15 protein-coding genes, 6 tRNA genes and 1 pseudogene are annotated in these 22,188 nt (G+C 46.7%); 6 read left to right on the forward strand and 16 right to left on the reverse strand.

Annotated features, from left to right (window positions below; genetic code table 11):
- Positions 1 to 22: 22 nt before the first annotated feature.
- Genes NQ565_RS12435 through recR form a run of 3 tightly spaced genes read right to left on the reverse strand, consistent with a single transcriptional unit; the run spans position 23 to position 1,663 of the window.
- Positions 23 to 574, reverse strand: a complete 552-nt coding sequence (locus NQ565_RS12435) for a GNAT family N-acetyltransferase (RefSeq protein WP_040315662.1) — start codon at positions 572 to 574, stop codon at positions 23 to 25.
- Positions 574 to 1,023, reverse strand: a complete 450-nt coding sequence (locus NQ565_RS12440) for a hypothetical protein (RefSeq protein WP_016662882.1) — start codon at positions 1,021 to 1,023, stop codon at positions 574 to 576. The genes NQ565_RS12435 and NQ565_RS12440 overlap by 1 nt, the downstream gene beginning before the upstream one ends.
- 22 nt (positions 1,024 to 1,045) lie before the next feature.
- Positions 1,046 to 1,663 carry a recombination mediator RecR gene (gene recR, locus NQ565_RS12445; protein WP_005653809.1) on the reverse strand — a complete coding sequence of 206 codons (618 nt, stop codon included), beginning with the start codon at positions 1,661 to 1,663 and terminating at the stop codon, positions 1,046 to 1,048.
- A gap of 191 nt (positions 1,664 to 1,854) precedes the next feature.
- Here recR and yihA point away from each other — a divergent pair, with 191 nt between their 5' ends.
- Complete coding sequence (yihA, locus tag NQ565_RS12450) at positions 1,855 to 2,463, forward strand: ribosome biogenesis GTP-binding protein YihA/YsxC (RefSeq protein WP_005653804.1); 609 nt, start codon at positions 1,855 to 1,857, stop codon at positions 2,461 to 2,463.
- A 14-nt stretch (positions 2,464 to 2,477) separates the two neighbouring features.
- Entirely contained in the window at positions 2,478 to 3,074 is a 597-nt protein-coding gene (locus tag NQ565_RS12455; protein ID WP_005653802.1) for a DUF4923 family protein, read from the forward strand.
- Between the two features lie 74 nt (positions 3,075 to 3,148).
- Here NQ565_RS12455 and NQ565_RS12460 read toward each other — a convergent pair.
- The 8 genes from NQ565_RS12460 to NQ565_RS12495 all read right to left on the reverse strand — a co-directional run bounded on the left by NQ565_RS12460 (position 3,149) and on the right by NQ565_RS12495 (position 7,380).
- Positions 3,149 to 3,221 (reverse strand) — tRNA-Gly (locus NQ565_RS12460).
- Positions 3,222 to 3,247: 26 nt separating this feature from the next.
- Positions 3,248 to 3,329, reverse strand: a tRNA-Leu gene (locus NQ565_RS12465).
- Positions 3,330 to 3,348: 19 nt separating this feature from the next.
- A tRNA-Gly gene (locus NQ565_RS12470) sits at positions 3,349 to 3,421 on the reverse strand.
- A gap of 11 nt (positions 3,422 to 3,432) precedes the next feature.
- A tRNA-Leu gene (locus NQ565_RS12475) sits at positions 3,433 to 3,516 on the reverse strand.
- Positions 3,517 to 3,556: 40 nt separating this feature from the next.
- Positions 3,557 to 3,638: transfer RNA gene (locus NQ565_RS12480), tRNA-Leu, on the reverse strand.
- A gap of 29 nt (positions 3,639 to 3,667) precedes the next feature.
- Positions 3,668 to 3,740: transfer RNA gene (locus NQ565_RS12485), tRNA-Gly, on the reverse strand.
- Between the two features lie 110 nt (positions 3,741 to 3,850).
- On the reverse strand, positions 3,851 to 4,996 hold the full coding sequence (gene nspC, locus NQ565_RS12490; RefSeq protein WP_005653800.1) for a carboxynorspermidine decarboxylase: 1,146 nt from the start codon (positions 4,994 to 4,996) through the stop codon (positions 3,851 to 3,853).
- 38 nt (positions 4,997 to 5,034) lie between these two features.
- On the reverse strand, positions 5,035 to 7,380 hold the full coding sequence (locus NQ565_RS12495; RefSeq protein WP_005653799.1) for an ATP-dependent helicase: 2,346 nt from the start codon (positions 7,378 to 7,380) through the stop codon (positions 5,035 to 5,037).
- Positions 7,381 to 7,504: 124 nt separating this feature from the next.
- Here NQ565_RS12495 and NQ565_RS12500 point away from each other — a divergent pair, with 124 nt between their 5' ends.
- A complete protein-coding gene (locus NQ565_RS12500; RefSeq protein ID WP_074713642.1) occupies positions 7,505 to 8,125 on the forward strand; it encodes a superoxide dismutase in 621 nt (206 codons plus the stop codon).
- Positions 8,126 to 8,630: 505 nt separating this feature from the next.
- On the opposite strand, the gene NQ565_RS12505 is transcribed toward NQ565_RS12500, so the two are convergent.
- The gene (locus tag NQ565_RS12505; RefSeq protein ID WP_005653795.1) at positions 8,631 to 9,920 is read right to left on the reverse strand and encodes a Fic family protein; all 1,290 of its coding nucleotides are present in this window, start codon (positions 9,918 to 9,920) and stop codon (positions 8,631 to 8,633) included.
- 286 nt (positions 9,921 to 10,206) lie between these two features.
- On the opposite strand from NQ565_RS12505, the gene NQ565_RS12510 reads away from it, so the two are divergent.
- Positions 10,207 to 10,377, forward strand: a complete 171-nt coding sequence (locus NQ565_RS12510; protein WP_005653792.1) for a hypothetical protein — start codon at positions 10,207 to 10,209, stop codon at positions 10,375 to 10,377.
- Positions 10,378 to 10,429: 52 nt separating this feature from the next.
- On the opposite strand, the gene NQ565_RS12515 is transcribed toward NQ565_RS12510, so the two are convergent.
- The 4 genes and pseudogenes from NQ565_RS12515 to ppdK all read right to left on the reverse strand — a co-directional run bounded on the left by NQ565_RS12515 (position 10,430) and on the right by ppdK (position 19,207).
- Positions 10,430 to 12,583 carry a hypothetical protein gene (locus NQ565_RS12515; RefSeq protein ID WP_005653789.1) on the reverse strand — a complete coding sequence of 718 codons (2,154 nt, stop codon included), beginning with the start codon at positions 12,581 to 12,583 and terminating at the stop codon, positions 10,430 to 10,432.
- 6 nt (positions 12,584 to 12,589) lie between these two features.
- Positions 12,590 to 16,081: a DEAD/DEAH box helicase family protein gene (locus NQ565_RS12520; protein ID WP_005653787.1), complete on the reverse strand. Its 3,492-nt coding sequence runs from the start codon at positions 16,079 to 16,081 to the stop codon at positions 12,590 to 12,592.
- Positions 16,082 to 16,112: 31 nt separating this feature from the next.
- Positions 16,113 to 16,274: pseudogene (locus NQ565_RS17035) on the reverse strand (HNH endonuclease); the annotation flags it as partial.
- Positions 16,275 to 16,486: 212 nt separating this feature from the next.
- Positions 16,487 to 19,207, reverse strand: coding sequence for a pyruvate, phosphate dikinase (gene ppdK, locus NQ565_RS12525; protein WP_005653781.1), 2,721 nt, complete (start codon positions 19,205 to 19,207; stop codon positions 16,487 to 16,489).
- A gap of 207 nt (positions 19,208 to 19,414) precedes the next feature.
- Here ppdK and rlmD point away from each other — a divergent pair, with 207 nt between their 5' ends.
- The gene (gene rlmD, locus NQ565_RS12530; protein ID WP_005653775.1) at positions 19,415 to 20,857 is read left to right on the forward strand and encodes a 23S rRNA (uracil(1939)-C(5))-methyltransferase RlmD; all 1,443 of its coding nucleotides are present in this window, start codon (positions 19,415 to 19,417) and stop codon (positions 20,855 to 20,857) included.
- A 221-nt stretch (positions 20,858 to 21,078) separates the two neighbouring features.
- Positions 21,079 to 21,987 (forward strand): RluA family pseudouridine synthase, encoded by a 909-nt coding sequence (locus NQ565_RS12535; protein ID WP_005653773.1) that lies wholly within the window; start codon positions 21,079 to 21,081, stop codon positions 21,985 to 21,987.
- Positions 21,988 to 22,188 lie beyond the last annotated feature (201 nt).

Here is a 22,188-nt window from a genome sequence, read left to right on the forward strand (position 1 = left end):
CGGACAATCATCCGATTACCGGCTATCCTACCCGCCCCACACTATCAAGGCGAATACATTGCATCAAGACAACGTCCTTAAATTTGCCGCCTGCAAACCACCATTCCTTCAGCAGTCCGCATTGTACAAAGCCGCAAGAGCCGAACAAGCGCAAGCTCGCTTCATTGTCGGCAGCCACATGCACAACCAACTGTTTCAGAAATAAAAAGCCGAAGGCATAATCGCACAAAAGTCTCAAGGCATCGGAAGCGTACCCATTACCCTGATACTCTTTCCGTATCGCAATCCCCACCTCACCGCGGGAATGCATCGGTGCAAAATCCGTAATGTCAATAGTGCCCACCACGGCATCATCCTCGCGACGTACTATCATCATGCGGAGCTGACGGTCGGCAAACATATCACATTGCGAATTTTCCATGTATTGCCTCAGCACATACTTGGAATACGGTACCGAAAAGTTCGTGACATCCCACGTTTGCGGGTCATTCTCCATGGCATACATTATCTCCAAATCCTCCGGCTCCATAGCCCGAAGACGCACACGCTCACTTACAAAATAAGAAGGTTTCATCATTCTTTCTCTATATGCAATTCCTTACGCAAACGATTTTCACCCGGCAGGCAGAACAGAGACGCAGTCAAGGCAATTAAAGCGCAAAGCACTCCTTTATTGCTCAGCATCATATAATAAGTAAGAAATCCTGCCAATACCGGCATGGCAAGCAGAGCCAGGCGCACCCCACTCCACAGTGCATACAGACGCAGCGCATCCGTAATGGCAACGACATCTATCTTCTTGGTCAGCATCCATGAAAAAAGCTTCAAGGAAACAGGCACCAACACAGCAGTAAGCAAAATCGTGACAGTCTCCGCAAAATACGCGGCACGCACGTCCCCCGCATAGGCACCTACCCATTCTCCGCCCGTTTCTCCAAATGCCACGAGAAATACGGGCAGCAGCCAGAAATATACAAACATCATTTTTGTGCGGGATACAACCCGCTTTATCTTTTCTTCCATACACTCGTTCTTTAAAACCATATCACACCGCACCTGTAAACGGAGTACGGTTTACAATGCTGCGTCCAAGCGTCACCTCGTCCGCATATTCCAGTTCGTCTCCCACAGAGATGCCGCGCGCTATCACGGACAGCTTTACTCCCAGCTTCTCCAGTTTGCGGTAAATATAAAAGTTGGTCGTATCGCCTTCCATGGTGGTACTGAGGGCAAACACAACTTCCTTAATGCCACCTGCAGCCACCCTCTGCACCAGACTCTCTATCTCCAGGTCGCCGGGGCCTATTCCGTCCATCGGTGAAATCACCCCGCCCAGCACATGGTAAAGCCCGCGGAATTGCTGCGTCGCTTCCACCGCCATCACGTCGCGTATATTCTCCACTACACAAATAACGGAAGAGTCGCGCTGAGGGTTGGAACAGATGCGGCAAGTCTCCGTATCAGAAATATTATGACACACCTTGCAGTATTTCACTTCATGCTTCAACGTAACGATGGCATTGCCGAAAGCCTCCACCGCCGCCGTATCCTGACGCAGCAGATGAAGCACCAGTCTCATGGCCGTTTTCCTGCCTATACCCGGCAGTTTGGCAAACTCATTCACCGCTTTTTCCAGCAATGTCGAGGGATATTGTCCATTCATACCTTAAATTCTTCTATCGGTGGGCAAAGATAGTGCAAATTGAGTGCAATGCAATTAAGTTCGCTTGAAATTATATGACCGGAATGCAGCCTGTCCTTTCCAAAAACAGAGAGAATTCCGCATTACGGACGGAGATTTTTGAAATAAGTGCTACCTTTGCATGAAGAAACAACAAAAAAACAAGTAATAAAATGGAGATAACAAGCGCCGAATTCGTCATCAGCAATACAGACGTTAAAAAATGCCCCGGCGGGACATTCCCCGAATACGCCTTCATCGGACGTTCCAACGTTGGAAAATCCAGCCTCATCAACATGCTGACGGGGCGTAAAGGACTCGCCATGACGTCCGCAACTCCGGGAAAGACCATGCTCATCAATCACTTCCTGATTAATAAAAACTGGTACATCGTCGACCTTCCGGGCTACGGCTATGCCAAGCGCGGACAGAAAGGCCAGGAACAGATTCAGCGCATCATAGAGACCTACATTCTGCAACGCGAGCAGATGACCTGCCTCTTTGTCCTCGTCGACAGCCGCCACGAACCGCAAGCCATAGACCTCGCTTTCATAGAATGGCTGGGCGAGAACGGAGTGCCTTTTGCCATCGTTTTCACCAAAGCCGACAAGCTGAAAGGCGGCAGGATAAACAGCAACATCCGCCACTACCTGGAGAAGCTGCGTGAACAATGGGAGGAACTTCCGCCCCATTTCATCACATCTTCCGAGAACCGTATGGGACGTGATGAACTCCTGGGTTACATCGAACAAATCAATAAAGAAATTAATTCCAAATCATAACTATTATAACCAAAATGAAAAGATTTGTTTTTTGGCAAATACTCATTGCCGCATTGCTGATGGCTCCCGACAGCCAGGCACAATCTCTGAAAGACTTATTGAACAAAGAAAACATCGAGAAGGCAGTAAATGCCATAACCGGTAAAAGCACCGCCAGCATGGAAGGGACATGGACGTATGCCGGTTCTGCTATCGAATTCGAATCGGACAACCTGCTGCAAAAGGCCGGCGGTGCGGTAGCCGCCAATGCTGCCGAAAACAAGCTGAACGAACAATTGGCCAGGGTAGGCATCAAGGAAGGACAAATGTCTTTCACTTTCAATGCAGACAGCACCTTCACAGCCAAAGTTGGCGCAAAAAGCATAAAAGGAACTTACTCCTACGATGCTTCCACACAGAATGCAAGTCTGAAATTCATGAAGCTGATCCCGCTTAATGCCAAAATAAACTGTACATCCGCCAATATGGACCTGCTGTTCAATTCGGACAAACTCTTAAAGCTGATTACCCTGATTTCCAGCAAGAGCAACAATAGCACCCTTAAAACAATCGGATCGCTGGCAAACAGCTACGATGGTATGATGCTGGGATTTGCCTTGAAAAAGGAATAAATGCGGAAATAAAAAATCCCCGCAAGCATAAAACTTGCGGGGATTTCCGTCTCTTTAACAAAACATAAAAAAAGAGCGGAAAACGAGACTCGAACTCGCGACCCTAACCTTGGCAAGGTTATGCTCTACCAACTGAGCTATTTCCGCAAATGATGCTCTTTTCACAAAGAGCGTGCCCAGAACAGGACTCGAACCTGCATGCCTCTCGACACACGCACCTGAAACGTGCGCGTCTACCAATTCCGCCACCTGGGCAATCATTAATTCAAAGAAGAGCGGAAAACGAGACTCGAACTCGCGACCCTAACCTTGGCAAGGTTATGCTCTACCAACTGAGCTATTTCCGCAATATACTATGTGAAGAGAAGGAGACTCGAACTCCCACGACATAATTGTCACTACCCCCTCAAAGTAGCGCGTCTACCAATTCCGCCATCTCTCCGACATATTTCAAACATTTCATAGACCATTGCATACCTTTGTGCCCAGAACAGGACTCGAACCTGCATGCCTTTCGACACACGCACCTGAAACGTGCGCGTCTACCAATTCCGCCACCTGGGCATAGGTAATTGCAATCATTTCATAGAAAGAGCGGAAAACGAGACTCGAACTCGCGACCCTAACCTTGGCAAGGTTATGCTCTACCAACTGAGCTATTTCCGCGTTTGCGGTTGCAAAGGTAGATATTTTCCTTTAACCTGCAAACATTCTACGCATTTTTTTCACACATAAAATTAAACATTCTGTCCGGAGTGAAAGCATAGTTTTGATTATCAACTCATTCGGTTGCGATAATCTTCGTAAGAAAATTTTCTGAATATCTCAGCTTTTCCCTCTTTTGTCCACATGGCAATGGCAGGATGATGGATTCCGTTGAACATATTCGTCTTCACCATGGTGTAATGTATCATGTCTTCAAAGATGATTCTCTCACCGATTTGCAGTTCGTGGTCAAAGCTCCACAACCCCATATAATCGCCGCTCAGGCAGGAATTGCCGCCCAACCGGTAGACGTACGCACCGCCGTCACCCATTTCGGCACCCCGGACGGCAGGCTGGTAGGGCATTTCCAGGCAATCGGGCATGTGGCAGGTGAAGCTGACATTCAGGATTGCGGTACGGATGCCGCGGTTTTCCACAATGTCCACAACTTCGGAAGCCAACACTCCCGTCTGCCAGGTAAATGCCGAACCGGGTTCCAGGATAATGCGCAAATGGGGATAACGCTCTTTCAATCCGCGGAGCAGGCGAATCAGATGCTCCACATCGTAGTCCTTACGGGTCATCAAATGCCCGCCACCCAGATTCAGCCACTTTATTTGCGGAAACCAGCGGGAGAACTTCGCCTCCAGATGCTCCAGCGTACGTTCCAGCTCGTACGAGGACGACTCGCAATGGCAGTGGCAGTGAAACCCGTCGATGCCTTGCGGCAGCACATCGGGAAGCTGTTCGGCCATTACACCGAAACGGGTGCCGGGAGCACAAGGGTTATACAGTTCCGTTTCCACTTCCGAATACTCCGGATTGACGCGTATGCCGCAGGATATATCCTGCCCGGCCGCCTGAATCATGGGATAAAAACGCCGGAACTGAGCCAGCGAATTGAATGTGATGTGACTGCTGCATCGCATGATTTCCGGAAAGTCGGCTTCCGTATATGCCGGAGAGTATGTATGCGCCCTGCTGCCGAATTCCTCCAACGCCAGGCGTGCCTCGTATACGGAGCTTGCCGTAGAATGCTCCACATACTCACGGAATATGGGAAACGAACGCCACATGGCAAAGGACTTGAAAGCAAGGATAATCTCTACGCCTGCCCGGTCGGCAACGCTCTTTATCAATGTGAGGTTCTTCCTCAACAGTTCTTCCTCCATGATATAACAGGGAGAAGGGAAAAGGTCGAAATCTTTGTCTGTCATTTTTCTTGTTATATAAACTTTTATAGTAAAAACCGGATCTATCCTATCACTTTGAAACGCGCAAAACGCAGAAGAAGTTGCTTGTCGCCCGCATTTTTAAAACGGATGGTGGCTTTTGCGTTGTCGCCCTCACCTTCCACTTTCAGCACTTCGCCCAGGCCGAAACGTTCGTGTTCGATAAACTGCCCCGGCAGCACAGCGTTCCCGCCTGCGGCTGCCGACGAATGGGAAGCGGCAGAAGCTGTTCCCATGGAAGGCGTCACCCGCTTTAAGTTGCGGGGAACGGTCGGGGCAATGATTTCCTGCCGGGGACGAGCTCCTCCATCACGTTTTCCATACATGGCGGAAACGAAATTCTCTCTGTTCTCCCTGCGGAAAGATGCGGCATACTCATCTACCTTGCGCACCAATCCGGCATCTTGCGGCAGCTTAAGGAAACGCACATCTATATCTTTCAAAAAGCGGCTGGGATTTCCAAACTCCATCTTCCCGTAACGGTAACGGCTTTTGGCATAAGTAAGGAAACAATGGTCTTCCGCACGGGTGATGGCTACGTAGAACAAACGGCGCTCCTCTTCCAACGCCCTGGGAGAGTCGCCCGCCATACCGCTCGGAAACAGGTTTTCTTCCATGCCCACCACAAAGACATTTTTAAACTCCAGCCCCTTGGCGGAGTGCACGGTCATCAACGTTATCTTTTCATCGTCTCCGTCCTTGTCCGAATCCTGGTCGGTAAGCAGGGACACTTCCGAAAGGAAATCACTCAGCGTGGTATTGGCATTCCCCTCTTCCAGCCGTTGTGCACAGAAGTCGCTCATACCGTTTGCAAGCTCTTCGATATTCTCCTTGCGGCTGAGGTTCTCGGGCGAGTTGTCCTGGCAGACATCAGCAATAATGCCCGACTGCCGGATTATCTCCGTACCAAGCTCGTAGGCGTTCTTTTCGGCAACGCTCTCGATAAATCCGGCTATCAAACAGCGAAAATCCTGCAACTTGCCCGCCGTTCCTTTATTGATGTTCACCCCGTAGGTCAGCGGTTCGCAGAGCACGGTCCACAGGCTTACATTGTGGCTGGTGGCGGCAGCCGTGATTTTATTTACGGTAGTGTCGCCTATCCCGCGTGCCGGGTAGTTGATGATACGCTTGAAGGCTTCTTCATCATTCGGATTGACCGTGAGACGGAAGTAGGCAATTACATCTTTTATTTCCTTGCGCTGATAGAAAGACAGTCCGCCGTAAATGCGATACGGCATGCTGCGCTTGCGCATGGCTTCCTCAAAGACACGGCTCTGCGCGTTGGTGCGATAGAGTATGGCAAAATCGGAATAGACGTAATTCTCCTGCCGGCGCAGTTCGGCTATCTTGTTGATTACAATATCGCCCTCCTCCACATCGCTGTATGCCTGATACACTCCGATGGGTTCTCCCTTATCTTTCTCCGAAAAGACTTCCTTGCGAATTTGCCGCTGGTTCTTCTCTATCAGGCTGTTGGCGGCAGAAACGATGGTTTGGGTGGAGCGGTAGTTCTGTTCCAGCTTAAAGACCTTCGTACCCGGATATACCTTTGTGAAATACAGGATATTGTCGATGTCGGCTCCCCGGAAGGAGTAGATGCTTTGCGCGTCATCGCCCACCACACAGACGTGCTGATGCTCTTTTGCCAACTGAAGCACAATGCTGTGCTGGGCAAAGTTGGTGTCCTGGTACTCGTCCACCAGAATATAGCGGAACTGCGACCGATAGCGTGCAAGCACCTCCGGACGGTCGCGGAAAAGCAGGAAGGTATAGAACAGCAAATCGTCGAAATCCATGGCATCCGCCTGCCGGCAACGCTCCCAGTAGCGGCGGTAAATATCGCGTATGGCAGGCATCTTGGCCGCACTATCGCTTTCGTAGGCTTCTTTGTTGTTGGCATAACCCGCAGGAGACACGAGGTGGTTCTTGGCATTGGAGATACGTGCCTGCACCGTACCCGGTTTATACACTTTCTCGTCCAATCCCATCTCCTTGATGATTGAGCGCAACAGGCTTTTGCTGTCTGCCGTATCATAGACGGTGAATTTCGGGGTAAATCCGATCTGCGCGGCTTCCGCATGCAGGATGCGCAGGAATATGGAGTGGAATGTCCCCATCCAAAGGTGACGGGCACGTTCCGCACCTACCTGCCGGGCGATACGTTCTTTCATTTCACGGGCCGCCTTATTGGTAAAGGTAAGCGCAAGAATATCCCAGGGGCGGTAACCGTTCTCCAGCAGATAAGCTATTTTGTAGGTCAGCACACGGGTTTTTCCCGAACCGGCGCCGGCTATCACCAGTGACGGGCCGTCGTTGTAGAGCACCGCAGCACGCTGTCCCTCATTCAGTTCTTGTATGTAATCGGACATATTCCTAATAATCTAACGGGTAAAGTTCGGGCACAAAGATAGTGAAAGGTTCGGACACCTGCGAACAATTCCACAGGTTATCGCGTTAGTATAGTAAAGTTTCAAAACTAAATAAATTGAACTTATGAATACGTTATTAATGTCTTTAACAATAATGATTATGACACATGAAATGCCTAAACTTCCTTACGCACACAACGCGCTGGAACCTGTAATCAGTCAGCAAACAATAGATTACCATTACGGTAAGCACCTGCAAACGTACGTAAACAACCTGAACAACCTTGTTCCGGGCACGGAGTACGAAAACAAAGACCTGGTTACTATCGTAGCCACCGCACCCGACGGCGCCGTATTCAACAATGCCGGACAGGTACTGAACCATACATTGTACTTCCTGCAATTCGCACCGAAACCGTCGCAAAGCGAACCTACCGGGAAACTGGCGGAAGCCATCAAACGCGACTTCGGCAGTTTCGAGAATTTCAAGAAGGAATTCAACGCGGCAGCAGTCGGACTGTTCGGTTCGGGCTGGGCATGGCTGTCTGTTGATAAGAACGGCAAGCTGCACATCACCAAAGAAGCGAACGGAAGCAATCCCGTACGCGCAGGACTGACCCCGCTGCTGGGCTTCGATGTTTGGGAACATGCCTACTACCTGGATTATCAGAACAAACGCGCCGACCACGTCAATGCCCTCTGGAGCATAGTAGACTGGGAAGCGGTGGGTAAACGGATGAAATAAGCAACCCCTCATAAACCCCTGTTGAAACGCATCTGCAAGCTGTAAAAAGCGACAGATGCGTTTTCTTTTTCCAAAGTCTTAACTTTCTGTCATATCATCAATTACGGCTCTAAACACGCTCTAAACACCCAACGAAAAACACAGCAACATTCTCTAAACATTTGCGTTTATTACGCTCATTTTCCGTGCGGAATGAACGTACCTTTTAAAAATACAATAGGCAGTAAGCCTTTGTAAATGAAAAGCATACCGCCTATTTTATTGAGCACCAGCTATATCGCGCTATTCCTCGATTGCAGCCTGCGCCGCGGTGAATGCAAAGTTTAACTAAGATACTAACCTTTTTTGGGGTATCAAGCTAACGTAAACCTTAAACCGATCTTGCCATACAAGTTTACACAGGACTTTCTACCCAACTTTCTCTTTTAACCGAAAAAAAGAAGAAGCAAGTTTATCTTGCTCCTCCCCTTCTTTATGTGTGAGTTCAATATCTTTTCTCGAAACGTTATTTTCCTGCCATTAGATACGAACAATACTTGCCAAGCAGGTTTGATAGTGGCAGATCATCCTTCAGGTAACGTTCTGCATCAAGTTTGAGCAGTCTTTCACGAACCTGCTTCTTTCCTTTGAACAAAGCACAAAGGTATGGAATGCCTTTTTCTTCCGTAATGGTCACATCGGCAAAGAACTGAGTCAGATCTTCGGCATCATAGACGATGGAATAGCTTGGACGCTTTGCTCCAGGTATGTCTATAACCAGAATATTCTTTTCGACCAAGTCTTGAATATCACGAATGGCTGTGTCCTTCGAGCATTTTGCCAACGATGCCCATGTCTTTGAAGTTATCTTCGACTCATAGCCATCGAGGAATAGATTCAGCATCTCTGTTTGACGCTCTGTCATAGGAATTGACGAAGCCTTCTGCCAGAAGAAACTCTTGTTCAGTATAGAAGTTACAATAGCTTCAGCTTCATCAAGTGCATCGATGAGCTTTTGAAGATACCATACCAACCATTCTGTTAGATCACCATCACCATGCTGCATTTTTTCCAGAATGTCGTAATAGTGATTCTTGTCTTTATTGATCTGTGATGAGATATTATAGAAACGATAGTCGCTCTTCTCTCCACGAGCCAGCTGCATATCAGAAAGTATGCGAGCCAATCTTCCGTTGCCATCTTCAAATGGGTGGATGCTGACAAACCAAAAGTGGGCTACGGCAGAGCGAATGACGCTGCTGACCGGCTCTTCACTGTCAAACCATGCAAGGAAACGTTCCATCTCGCCTTCTACTCGGTCTGGTGAAGGGGCGATGTAGTGAATCTTCTCACGTCCAAACATACCACTGATGATATGCTCCTCGTTGCTGCGGTACTTGCCGACCTCAATCTGACTGCCTTCGCTGAAACCAGACGGAAAGAACGCTGCTTGCCAAGCACATAGTTTTTCCTTGCTCAAAGGCTGGTCGTAGTTCTGAACCGCTTCGAGCATTACGTTTACAACCGAATCTATATAATGCGAAGGAGCTGTATACTTTACGTTCTCTATCCCCAGTCGTCTGGCGATTGAAGAACGTACATCATCTACATTCAAGCGAATGCCCTCAATTTCTGACGAATAAACTACGTCATAGGTCAAGTTCTCTGCCATAGCTCTTAGCTTGCTATCAAGCCCCAACGAACTTAACCTTCCAAAGAGTAACCCTTGCTTGCGGCAAACCAACTCCTGAAGGAGCAACACCTGCGAAGCGTCCCAACGGAAGTCTGTCCAATTATCTCTTTCGTGTATATACATAATGAAAACTTTTAATGCTACATTATTCTGCGATTAACGTCGCAAATTCTGCGACAAAATTAAGAATTTTTTGTCGAATAACTAAAGAAGAGATAAAATAACGCAATTTTTGCGACGATTTAAGCTTTCTTTTGACTGATAGGAAAGTTTTGGAAGCAAAATCTACTTCTTGATCTTGATAAAATTATGTTGCAAAGGTACATGATTCTTCTTGCGACAATGCAAGGACATACCTACGGTTCATGAAGAAATCTCCACACCGTTGGGAAATAAAAAAACAAAGCACATGACAACAATCCAATCAATCCTGAGCCGACTGACCGAAGCTGTTAGCGGTACAGACAAGGAGCTCTACACAGAAGATAAGCTGAACAACACAGTCGAGCTCACCATTTTCAAGCATGGTGACACCTATAGCTTCAGCCTCGGATTCATCATAAGCATCTACATATATTGAGACTTGTTCATCCAGGTCACTTATCAGTTCTACCAAATATGTATTCATTACCTTAATCCTTTGAGGATATTTCATCGAGTTGTTCCTTCACCTTATACATTTCCAACCTTTCCTTCAGGAACTTGAAAATTGAAGGGTGAACAGAGAACTCATTTATCTTATTCCAACCATCGCCCAATGAACAAATCAACTCATTAACAAATGCTTCATCAGGAGTCTTATCGCAAACCAATTCTCGAACATGAACCTTATTGTCAATAGAGCTAAAATTGCCACTTGGATTTGGACCTGCACAATACATCCATGTATTGGGTGAATACTTCCAATAATGAACATTGACACAAGCACCCAGAGTTTTCTCTCGGCGAGAAGCTGTTCGGAAGTCCTGACCTTGCTTGATGTGGTACTCTTTAGTTATCAAGCGCATGAGATCCCTTGTAACTCCGTCTTCTTTACCAATAATCTTAATATCCTTATAGAACTGATTGTGTAGAACACCATCCTTGTTTTCACGCATACGTTGCTGGCAAAATGTCTTTGCATCTACTGACTGCACATTGTCCATCAACAGTTGGTATGCTTCGGCTGGCACAATAGTGTCCTTTAATACTGTCAAGGCACGAGTCATCTCATCTAATTCCGGGAAGATATACTCTTCGGTATCATAAATATTATACTTGACCCCATCCTTCTCGATACAATAGATAATATCCTTGTTATATCCCTTTTTAAAGTCAGGTATTTGATATTCGCGCATCTCGAAATTTGCGTCCAGTACAGAGATAACACCATCCTGTGGTATTTTTTTCTCAATATCTCTATAAGAAAGCTGACCATCATTATCAATAGTCATTTGAACAAAGTAGTAGTCCTTGCTTTTAACCTTACTTTCTGCATAGGTTATAACGCATCCCTTAAAACGCTCAATCATAGCTTTCGGCAAAGTCGATTGCAGACAGCTTTTCTTAATCAGAATTTGGCGAAAGATATTTTTGATTGTCGCATCATTTATCTCTGAACCTATCATTGAATCTTGAACAGGAATCAGCTTCTCCATTAGATCCAACTTCTCCTGAAGGCGATGTCTATCTTTTGACCTTCGTTTTGCAGTTGACAATTCAGCCTCTTGATCCTTATCTCCAACGATACGAATACAGATTCTATTCTTACCCTTGGTCTTGACGAAAGTACCTTCAAAGCCAGTCTTAAACAACTTGTTGATGTAAACTTTCGACTTGTCCTCTATCAAAGCACGACGTTCCTCTACGCCCTCTTCTTTGGTATGACATGAAATGTCTATCCAGGAAGAAGAAAGCATATTACGAACCAATTCATCTTCATTCTTAAACTCAGCTTCTTGCGACTGTAATAATTGAGGATCATTATAAACAACAGGATATACCAAAATGTATTTAGAGTATGTAGTCAAAAAATCATTCAGTACAGAAGAAATAATATAAGCCTGTGATTCCTCCAAATGGTCAATATCACTGAAATCCAAGAACGGAATACGATTTTTATTGTTCTTTCTGAATATGGAAGGATGATTATAATACTCTTTGGTTCCTTTCTTCTTTTGTGACGAGAAGTATATGCGTTCATCACCAAATTCCAGATGGTAAACTAAAGAATCCTTCTTCTTGGAATTTTCAACCTTATCAGCCTCAGCAAAGGTACTGGTATGGGCTTCAAGCAAACCACCATAGGCAAACTCCAACTGTAAACCAAGCTCTTCACCTTGCTTTTTACCTTTATTATACAGGCTACTACAAGTACCACAGATGAGCTTACCATGTGCGTAACTTAGAGTTTTGTCTCTATTTGGCATCATGGATAGCATCAGGTTAAGCATGTTGTGTGGATAAATTCCTTCCCTATAGTCCGGGTTATAACTGATTTGCTTTATCTTAACATTAACCTTTTCAAGCCGTTCTTGAAGCATGGCTGTAGTGATACTTTCCTTCTTTGCCGATGCAAAAAGGAATATGCGATGTTTGGTTGGGGCATCTGCATTTCCTTCTTTGACCATCTTATTGAACGCACAGACAGCACTATTAGGGCACAATCCTTCCAATTTACAATAAATACCTAAGTTGTTGCCAAAGTCATAGGCATTGGAGTATTCTATCTTGTACAAGTCGAAATCCTCCAGGAACTCATCCCAGAGGAAATGGACTTTTATATGATTGGTTCTTATCTTTTCCATAGTTGTTTACACGATGTTTAACTTTTCGAGGACTGCCTGAACGTTTTTGTCAAGGATAGCACCTGTCTCAACGTCAATCAGACCATTGATGATTGGCAGGTTCGCACCACCTTCAAGTTGTATGGTATGAGTAAATGAATAGTTGCCAGCATATCGAGGAACATTGACTACAATATAGCTACCACCACATTCTCGAATTTTTCGCTCCCAAGACTGGGCGTTGACATGCTGATTAAAGTCACTATCAGACATAAATTTCACATCCACATATAACTTATCATTGACTACCCAGTCAGCACGCTCCCAGATTTTTTCAGGAAGTGATCCTACATTACATGCTGCATTTTCAAGAATTGCCTTGAACACTTGCTCTCCAAAGTAACCTGTATATACCTGTTGAATAACTTGTGGCGAAATAACCCATGATTTACCTTTCCAAGACGTACAATATCCATTAGTCTCAAAGTATTGTCTGATGAACCCTTGCTTCATGATTGCATCCAGATGTACACTTGCATCTGAATAACTTCGATTTTTTGCTTGTGCTTCAACAGACTGGATATAGAACATTCGCATTGACGGGTCAATATCGTTTCTATCGTCAAACTCAGGATATTTCATTACATACTCACGTATCGAATGTAATCTTTCACGTATCTGACAGGCATACTTATCTGTACCCTTGAAACTTATACCGACCAACTCACTGATGTATCTATCTCTACGATGCTCATCATTGTTGAACGTAATATCCGATTCCTCCTCTTTGCCCTCAAAGCGGTCAATGATATTTTGATTTTCATTGATAGCTTTCAAAACATGTTTGAGCAGGCCTGTCTGTACCTCTGGTTTCTTTGCCGTTACCATAGAGTAAGCCATATCCTCACCAATAGCAATATGAACAGACTTATTGTAGATGGTTGAGCGAGTTATACGCCCCAAAGCTTGTACAGCCCATCGTAGGCAAAAAGCATCAAAAGCAGGAGTTTCTTTCAATGCAGCTTTGATTTGAATCTCTCGACCTTTCATGATTTCGCTCAGTTCATCAACAACACGGTGGTGTCTGCGTCGAAGCAATGCACGTTGGAAATCAGATTTTTCTTTGAGTTCTAATTGGTTGTCTGTGCCCAATATACTCAATGATATACAAGCCTTTAGGTAGTCATCTACTTCAATCAGAGGGATAAAGTTTGTGGGCTTATCCATAATGATACCATCGAAATTGCATCGTGTGTCTTTACGATCTTTGGTATTTGGAGCTTCCAGACAATGTTTTTTTCTGTATTTGCTATCCGTTTCAAACAGATAATTTACGCCCACTGCACCTGACTGGTAACATACGAAGCAGAACATCTTAAGTTTAGGATCTTCCTTCAACAACTTCTCTACTTCCTCCAAGTCTCTCTTGAAATGCTCTCCACTAAGAAAGCACACATTCAGTTTAGGATATATATCTGAATATCTGCGTGTGCTCCCATCATCAATGGCATGTTCGTCCATTGAATCATTATCGAATTTTTCTCCACGCTTGGTTATTCTTGCTTGTTGAAGAATGTTCAGTGCCTTCTTTATACCGATACTACTCTTACCTGTATATGAGAATGGCTGAAAATAGAGCCATGCCTTTGCGTCAGGATTTTCAATAAAATCCATATAGTGGCTCAGCATATTCACCATTCTGGCAGAATTGTTCTTATCAAAGGTGTTCTTGTCGGTAGAAACGAAGTCAAGACAATCTTTGACAGCTTGATTACATTTGCCAAGATACACCTCAATCTTTTCTTTTGGATTTGTGTTTTCCTCTTTATAAATTGAGAACTTTACGTCAGGATTGGCATAATTGAGGGCTATATAATCTTCAATTCTTCGCAATGCATCATTGTCAATCTTCTCAACCTTTACGCCTTGTTTGGCTATATAGTTGAAGTCGTAGTTGTGAACTGGACTCTGATTGTCAGCCGTAGCACTACACATGATTACTCGGTTATGGTTGACCATATCGAGCAACACGTTCTCAGGCATACACCTCATTTCGTGATAATCGAAACAACAAGAATAACGGTCATTGTCAAGAGAGTACACCTCTATGAAACTTATACCTTTATCATAGATAGATCTGCTCTCGACCTCCTGGTCTTTTGAGTGAGGAGTTTCAAAGTTTGTTCCACAACGCAACTCTTGTAGAGCCTGACGGTATTCTGTATTACCTTCGTTTATACCCATATATTTAATAATATGGTCAAAGGCACGCTCACTCTCAAGATCTACAGAAGTCTCGTAGCTTTTCTTTTTACGGAGTTCATTCTCTATTCGAGCATACTCTTCCGCATGTTTATCTACTATCTGAACAAAATTCTTCAGGAAAAGAATGATACGATTTGCCGCAAACGATAGGGTGTTATCATTCTGGCTCTTCAACATTTGTTTTGGTTGAAGGTATGAGACATTCTCCTCTTTCTTGTTGTGGATGGACAATACGAAATTCTCTGCTGAAAATGTCTGGTCTTCATCATAAAAGATGAAATTGCCACGATTGACATTCTCATTCAATTCCAAGCCACTAAGCATCTTCTGAGGAGCTATGTCATCAATCAGATATTCCTTCTTCTTTTTTATCGCTTTAAGCATTGCCTGAATATTGTCTTTATGTTCAACCCATTCAGGCATCCTTTGCATATCCAGAACCTCTTCATAGTGCTCGCAGATAAAATAGCACAAGCCCCAGAAATTAAAACGTCTTCTTCTACCACATTCACAATCGAAGAGACGTTTCATTGCAGCTTCCTTTACGCGGTCGGACTCATCAATAATGACAAGTGAGTCCTCGATATGCTTCCAATAAGGCTGTGTGCCCTTACGCACCAATTTAGGTGAAGCTGTTGTGTGCAGCTTGGATGCTGTCAACGCAACGATCTTACTCTTATAAAATAACAATTCTGGGTATAGTTCCTCCAGTACTGAATATTCTCGAAGGATATGCGAGGCTATAACCTCGTCAGTTTCATTCTTATATTTCTGACGAATTGGAGTAAGGGCTTCTTTGCGCACTTTATCAATAAGACGCGAACGATTCTTTGCAATTTCCTCAGTAATTCCTTCTGTTACATCATTATAAGTATAAAGACGTTTCAAATTAGCAAAAGCCTTATCCCCTTGAAAAAGAGGATTTGCTTCCATCCTCTGAAGGATGGCAGGGTCAGTAAACGCTCGTTCCCATTGCTCTTCTTGCGAATAAACACGAAGAATATCATGCTTCTGAAGCTTGATACCGCTCCTGGTTAAATTCTTCTTTATGTCTTCGATTGTTGCATCCAACTGTTTCTTGGCATCTGTGACATAGAAGATACGACGGGCATCTTCTTTCTTCAATTCTTCTGCCATCAACAGGCATGAATTATATGTCTTACCAGAACCAGTAGGTAATGGTATCACAAATAGACCGCGTTTAGGTTGTGCAGCCTTCAGCAGCTCTTCAAATATACAGTTTTTCAAATCCATATTTGGTTTAGTCTAAACTTCTTTGAAGGATTTAATTATTACGTTTGTTCTGTACAATACTTTTGAGTTCATCTACATCCATTGCCTCTTTTCTTCTGTGAACCATAGAATGGCAATTTGAGCATAAAGCGACAAGTTCTGATTGAGGAATCTCATGTTCTTCATCATATGTCGATATAGGACGTTTGTGATGAACTTCAAGGAAACCTTTGCCTCAGTTACACGACCTTCAACCTGTCGTTTCTCCGCTTCTTCCTCTGCCTCATCAATTGAAGCAACAAATAGGGTATTTTCTGCCGTTTATACTGCTTTATGAATGAGCAGAGCATGTAGAAAAAGAACCGAGGCAAAAACTTGATTTCCAAGTCATTGCCTCGTATTTCACTAATTATCAGCATTCAAACTTTATTCCTCGATTGCAGCCTGTGCCGCCGCAAGTCTTGCAATAGGCACGCGGAACGGAGAACAGCTCACATAATTCAGCCCTACCTTGTGGCAGAACTTCACGGAAGAAGGCTCACCGCCATGCTCGCCGCAGATACCGCACTTCAGGTCCGGACGGATGGCACGGCCCTTTTCGGTAGCCATACGTACCAACTGCCCTACTCCATTCTGGTCGAGCACCTGGAAGGGGTCTACTTTCAGAATCTTCTTTTCCAGATAAATAGGCAGGAAGGAAGCGATGTCGTCGCGTGAGTATCCGAAGGTCATCTGCGTCAGGTCGTTCGTACCGAACGAGAAGAATTCGGCGGAAGAAGCGATGCGGTCAGCCGTAAGAGCTGCACGCGGGATTTCAATCATTGTACCTACCTTGAACTCGATGCTGTCGCCTGCTTCGGCAAACAACTTGGCAGCTTCGGCACGGATAACCTCTTCCTGCTGCTTGAACTCGTACAGGATACCGGTCAGCGGAACCATGATTTCAGGATGTGTCTCAACGCCCTCTTTCTTCAGTTCCAGAGCAGCGCCGAGGATGGCACGCGTCTGCATCTGCGTGATTTCCGGATACGTATTGCCCAAGCGGCAACCGCGGTGGCCCAGCATCGGGTTATGTTCGCAAAGCGCTTCCACACGCTGCTGGATATACTGCAAGCTTACGCCCATGGTATCCGCCATTTCCTGCTGCCCCTTCAAATCGTGGGGAACGAATTCGTGCAAAGGAGGGTCGAGCAGACGCACGGTTACCGGGCAACCTTCCATAGCCTTGAAGATGCCCTTGAAGTCTGCCTGCTGGTACGGCAGAATCTTAGACAACGCCTTGCGACGTCCTTCCGCGTTTTCCGCCAGAATCATTTCGCGCATCGCCTTGATTTTCTCACCTTCGAAGAACATGTGTTCCGTACGGCACAGACCGATGCCCACTGCCCCGAAGTTACGTGCCACCTGTGCATCGTGCGGCGTATCGGCATTGGTGCGTACCTGCAATTTCGTATATTTATCGGCCAGTTGCATCAGTTCGGCAAAATCACCGGACAGCTCGGCGGCCTTCGTTTCCACTTTTCCTTTGTAAACCTCGCCGGTACTACCGTTCAGAGAGATGAAGTCGCCTTCTTTCAACACAACGCCGTCCACCTCTACCGTGCGTGCCTTGTAGTCGATGTTCAACGCTCCCGCACCGGATACACAGCACTTACCCATGCCGCGAGCCACAACGGCAGCGTGCGAAGTCATACCGCCACGTGCGGTCAGGATGCCTTCGGCAACGGCCATACCCGCCAAATCTTCCGGAGAAGTTTCGATACGCACCATTACCACGCGCTTGCCGGCAGCGTGCCATTCGGCAGCATCATCGGCAAAGAACACAATCTGGCCGCAGGCCGCGCCCGGAGAAGCCGGCAAACCGCGGGTAAGAACCTTCGCCTGCTTCAAGGCCGCCTTGTCGAATACGGGGTGAAGCAGTTCGTCCAGCTTGTTGGGTTCGCAACGCAACAGCGCCGTCTTTTCGTCAATCATACCCTGGTGGAGCAAATCCATGGCTATCTTCACCATGGCGGCTCCGGTACGCTTGCCGTTACGTGTCTGGAGGAACCAGAGCTTGCCTTCCTGCACGGTGAACTCCATGTCCTGCATATCCTTATAGTGGTTTTCCAGCTTCGTCTGCAAAGCATCCAGCTCCTTGTAGATTTCGGGCATCGCCTCTTCCATGGAAGGATACTTGGCGGCACGCTCCTCCTCGCTTACGCCGGCAAGTTCCGCCCAGCGTCTGGAGCCGATAATGGTAATCTGCTGCGGGGTACGGATACCTGCCACAACGTCCTCGCCCTGTGCGTTGATCAGATATTCGCCGTTAAAGAGGTCTTCGCCCGTGGCGGCATCGCGGCTGAAGCAGACTCCCGTGGCGGAAGTGTCGCCCATATTTCCGAACACCATTGCCTGCACGCTTACGGCAGTACCCCACTCATCGGGAATTCCTTCCATTTTACGGTAGAGGATGGCGCGCTCGTTCATCCATGAGTTGAACACGGCGCAGACAGCACCCCACAACTGTTCGTAGGCGCAGGTGGGGAAATCCTTTCCGGTCTGCTGCTTGACGGCAGCCTTGAAGCGCTTGACAAGCTCCTTGAGGTCTTCCACTTCCAGTTCGTTGTCCAGTTTCACGCCTTTGGCATGTTTTACCTCTTCTATAATAGCCTCGAACGGGTCTACATCTTCCTTGTTCACCGGCTTCATGCCCAGCACCACGTCACCGTACATCTGTACGAAACGGCGGTAGGAGTCCCATGCAAAGCGGGGGTTGCCCGTCTTGCGAATCAGCCCTTCCACCACTTCATCGTTCAGGCCGAGGTTAAGAATCGTATCCATCATGCCCGGCATGGAAGCGCGTGCGCCCGAACGGACGGACACCAGCAGCGGGTTTTCCACATCGCCGAATTTGGAGCGCATCAGTGTCTCCACGTGCGCGATGGCGTTTTCCACTTCTTGTTTCAACAGGGCAACGACTTTTTCCTGCCCCATTTCATAATATTCTGTGCAAACTTCTGTCGTGATTGTGAAGCCCGGAGGAACCGGAACTCCGATAAGGTTCATCTCTGCCAGGTTGGCTCCCTTACCCCCCAAAAGGTTTCTCATGCCGGCTTTTCCTTCTGCCTGGCCGTTACCAAAGGTGTAAACTCTTTTTTTGTCCATAATATCAATTTAAAGTTTCTGATTGTGATTTTTTCATTTTTTCTGCTCGCAAATCTAAGTATATTTCACAGACTAGAAAACTTTTTGAGAAAAAACTTTAAGTCAAAATGCAATTTCGAGATTGCAAAATTTAATATTCCCATTCATAGAGAGAAATTACGGAAAAATACCTATTTTTGCCGTTGAATTTATTATACTGGTGTAAAAGTGGCAAGAAAGAGAAAAGAACTTCCCCTGTTGGAAAAGGTGGAAATTACGGATGTGGCTGCCGAAGGAAAAGCCATCGCGAAGGTCAATGATTTGGTAATTTTCGTACCGTACGTCGTTCCGGGCGACGTTGTAGACCTGCAAATCAAGAGAAAAAAGCATCATTATGCCGAGGCGGAAGCGGTGAAGTTTCACCAATACTCACCGGTAAGAGCCGTTCCGTTCTGTCAGCACTACGGTGTATGCGGCGGCTGCAAATGGCAGGTGCTCCCCTATTCGGAACAGATAAGATACAAGCAGAAGCAGGTAACGGACAACCTTACCCGCATCGGAAAAGTGGAGCTCCCGGAAATATCGCCGATACTCGGTTCCGCAAAAACGGAGTTCTACCGCAACAAGCTTGAGTTTACTTTCTCCAACAAGCGCTGGCTCACGGCGGAAGAGGTCCGGCAGAATGTGGTGTACGAGCAGATGAATGCGGTAGGCTTCCACATTCCCAACGCCTTCGACAAGGTACTGGCCATCGAGAAGTGCTGGCTGCAGGACGACATATCCAACCGCATCCGCAACGCCGTGCGCGACTATGCCTACGAGCACAACTATCCGTTCATTAACCTGCGCACGCACGAAGGGATGCTGCGCAATATGATTGTGCGCACTTCCACCACCGGCGAGCTGATGGTTATCCTCATCTGCAAGATTGAGAAGGACGAGGAGATGGAGCTGTTCAAACAGTTGTTGCAGTACGTAGCGGACACTTTCCCCGAAATCACGTCGCTGCTATACATTATTAATAATAAGTGCAACGACACCATTACCGACCTCGACGTGCACACGTTCAAAGGCAAAGACCATATCTTCGAGGAGATGGAAGGGCTGCGCTTCAAGGTGGGTCCCAAGTCGTTCTACCAGACCAACTCCGAGCAGGCATACACTTTGTACAAAGTGGCCCGCAACTTCGCAGGGCTCACCGGCAACGAGCTGGTTTACGACCTTTATACCGGCACGGGAACCATCGCCAACTTCGTGTCCGGACAAGCGCGCCAGGTCATCGGCATCGAATATGTGCCCGAAGCCATCGAGGACGCCAAGGTCAACTCGGAAATCAACGGCATCAGGAACACGCTGTTCTTTGCCGGCGACATGAAGGACATGCTGACGCAGGACTTTATCAACGAGTACGGGCGTCCGGATGTAATCATCACCGACCCCCCTCGTGCGGGTATGCACCAGGATGTGGTGGATGTTATCCTGTTTGCAGAGCCGAAACGCATTGTGTATGTAAGCTGCAATCCCGCCACGCAGGCAAGGGACTTACAGCTGCTCGATGCCAAATACCGGGTGAAGGCCGTCCAGCCGGTGGATATGTTCCCGCATACGCATCATGTGGAAAACGTGGTGCTGCTTGAGTTGAAAAATCCGGCGGAAAAAGCAGAGGACTGAGGCAGCTCTTCGGGAATGTGAAAGCATAAGGGGCTATTTCGGAAGTGTAAAGAGCTACTTTGGGAACGTAAAGGGCTACTTCAGAAACGTGAAGTGCTACTTTGGAAAACCGAAGCAGAAGCAACCGGAAGCCGCACTCCCGAAAAGCGGTACGGCATTTTGGTAAGCCGATGCAAAGCCTTGTTTTAGAATTGAATCATTAATCGCAAATTATTATCCTCGTGGCAAAAGAAAGAATTATAGCAAGAGCCCGCACGCAATATACGGACTATATGGTAAAAGAGCCTATGGAACTGATGGAATTTCTGGCAGCGAAAATGCCGGATGCCAGCCGCACCAAGTTGAAGGCATTGTTGAGCAAGCGGGTTGTATATGTAGACAGCGTCATCACAACGCAGTACAACTTCCCGCTGAAGCCGGGTATGAAAGTCCAGATCAGCCGTGAGAAGGGACGCAAGGAGTTCAACAACAAATTACTGAAAATCGTATACGAAGATGCTTACCTCATCGTGGTGGAGAAGATGCAGGGATTGCTGTCCGTCAATACGGAAAGGCAGAAAGAGCGTACCGCTTACACCATTCTGAACGAATATGTGCAGCGTTCGGGCAGGCAGCACCGCGTGTACATCGTGCATCGCCTGGACCGCGACACCTCGGGACTGCTGATGTTTGCCAAAGACGAAAAGACGCAGAATACGCTGCGCGACAACTGGCACAACATCGTAACCGACCGCCGCTATGTAGCCGTCGTTGCGGGTGAAATGGAAAACAATGCCGGCATGGTGCGCTCATGGCTCACCGACCGCAAGCTGTACGTATATTCCAGCCCCACGGACGATGGTGGCAAGGAAGCAATCACCCACTACCGCACCATCAAACGCGCCAACGGCTTCTCGCTCGTGGAACTGATGCTGGAGACGGGACGCAAAAACCAAATCCGCGTGCACATGCAGGACCTGGGACATCCCATCATTGGCGACGGACGCTACGGACTGGAAGAGATAAATCCTATCGGACGACTGGCGCTGCACGCCTTCAAGCTGTGCTTCCGCCATCCTGTCACCGGAGAGCTGATGCAGTTTGAAACACCGTATCCGGGAGAGTTCAAGAAACTGTTTCTGAAGAAATAAAGAAATCAAAGGGGGTACAAAAACCGCTTATCAATCAATCGAGGGGGATGTCAATACTAAAACCCGCTTACTGTTGGATGATTTTTAGGCACGGATTACGCGGATTTACACGGAAAAATAATAAAGAAAATCCGTGAAATCCGCGTAATCCGTGCCTAAAAAAATTATCAAGAGTGTTTTAACACCCTCACTTGCCTATTC

Source organism: Bacteroides stercoris ATCC 43183, assembly GCF_025147325.1.
GTDB classification, from domain to species: Bacteria; Bacteroidota; Bacteroidia; order Bacteroidales; family Bacteroidaceae; genus Bacteroides; species Bacteroides stercoris.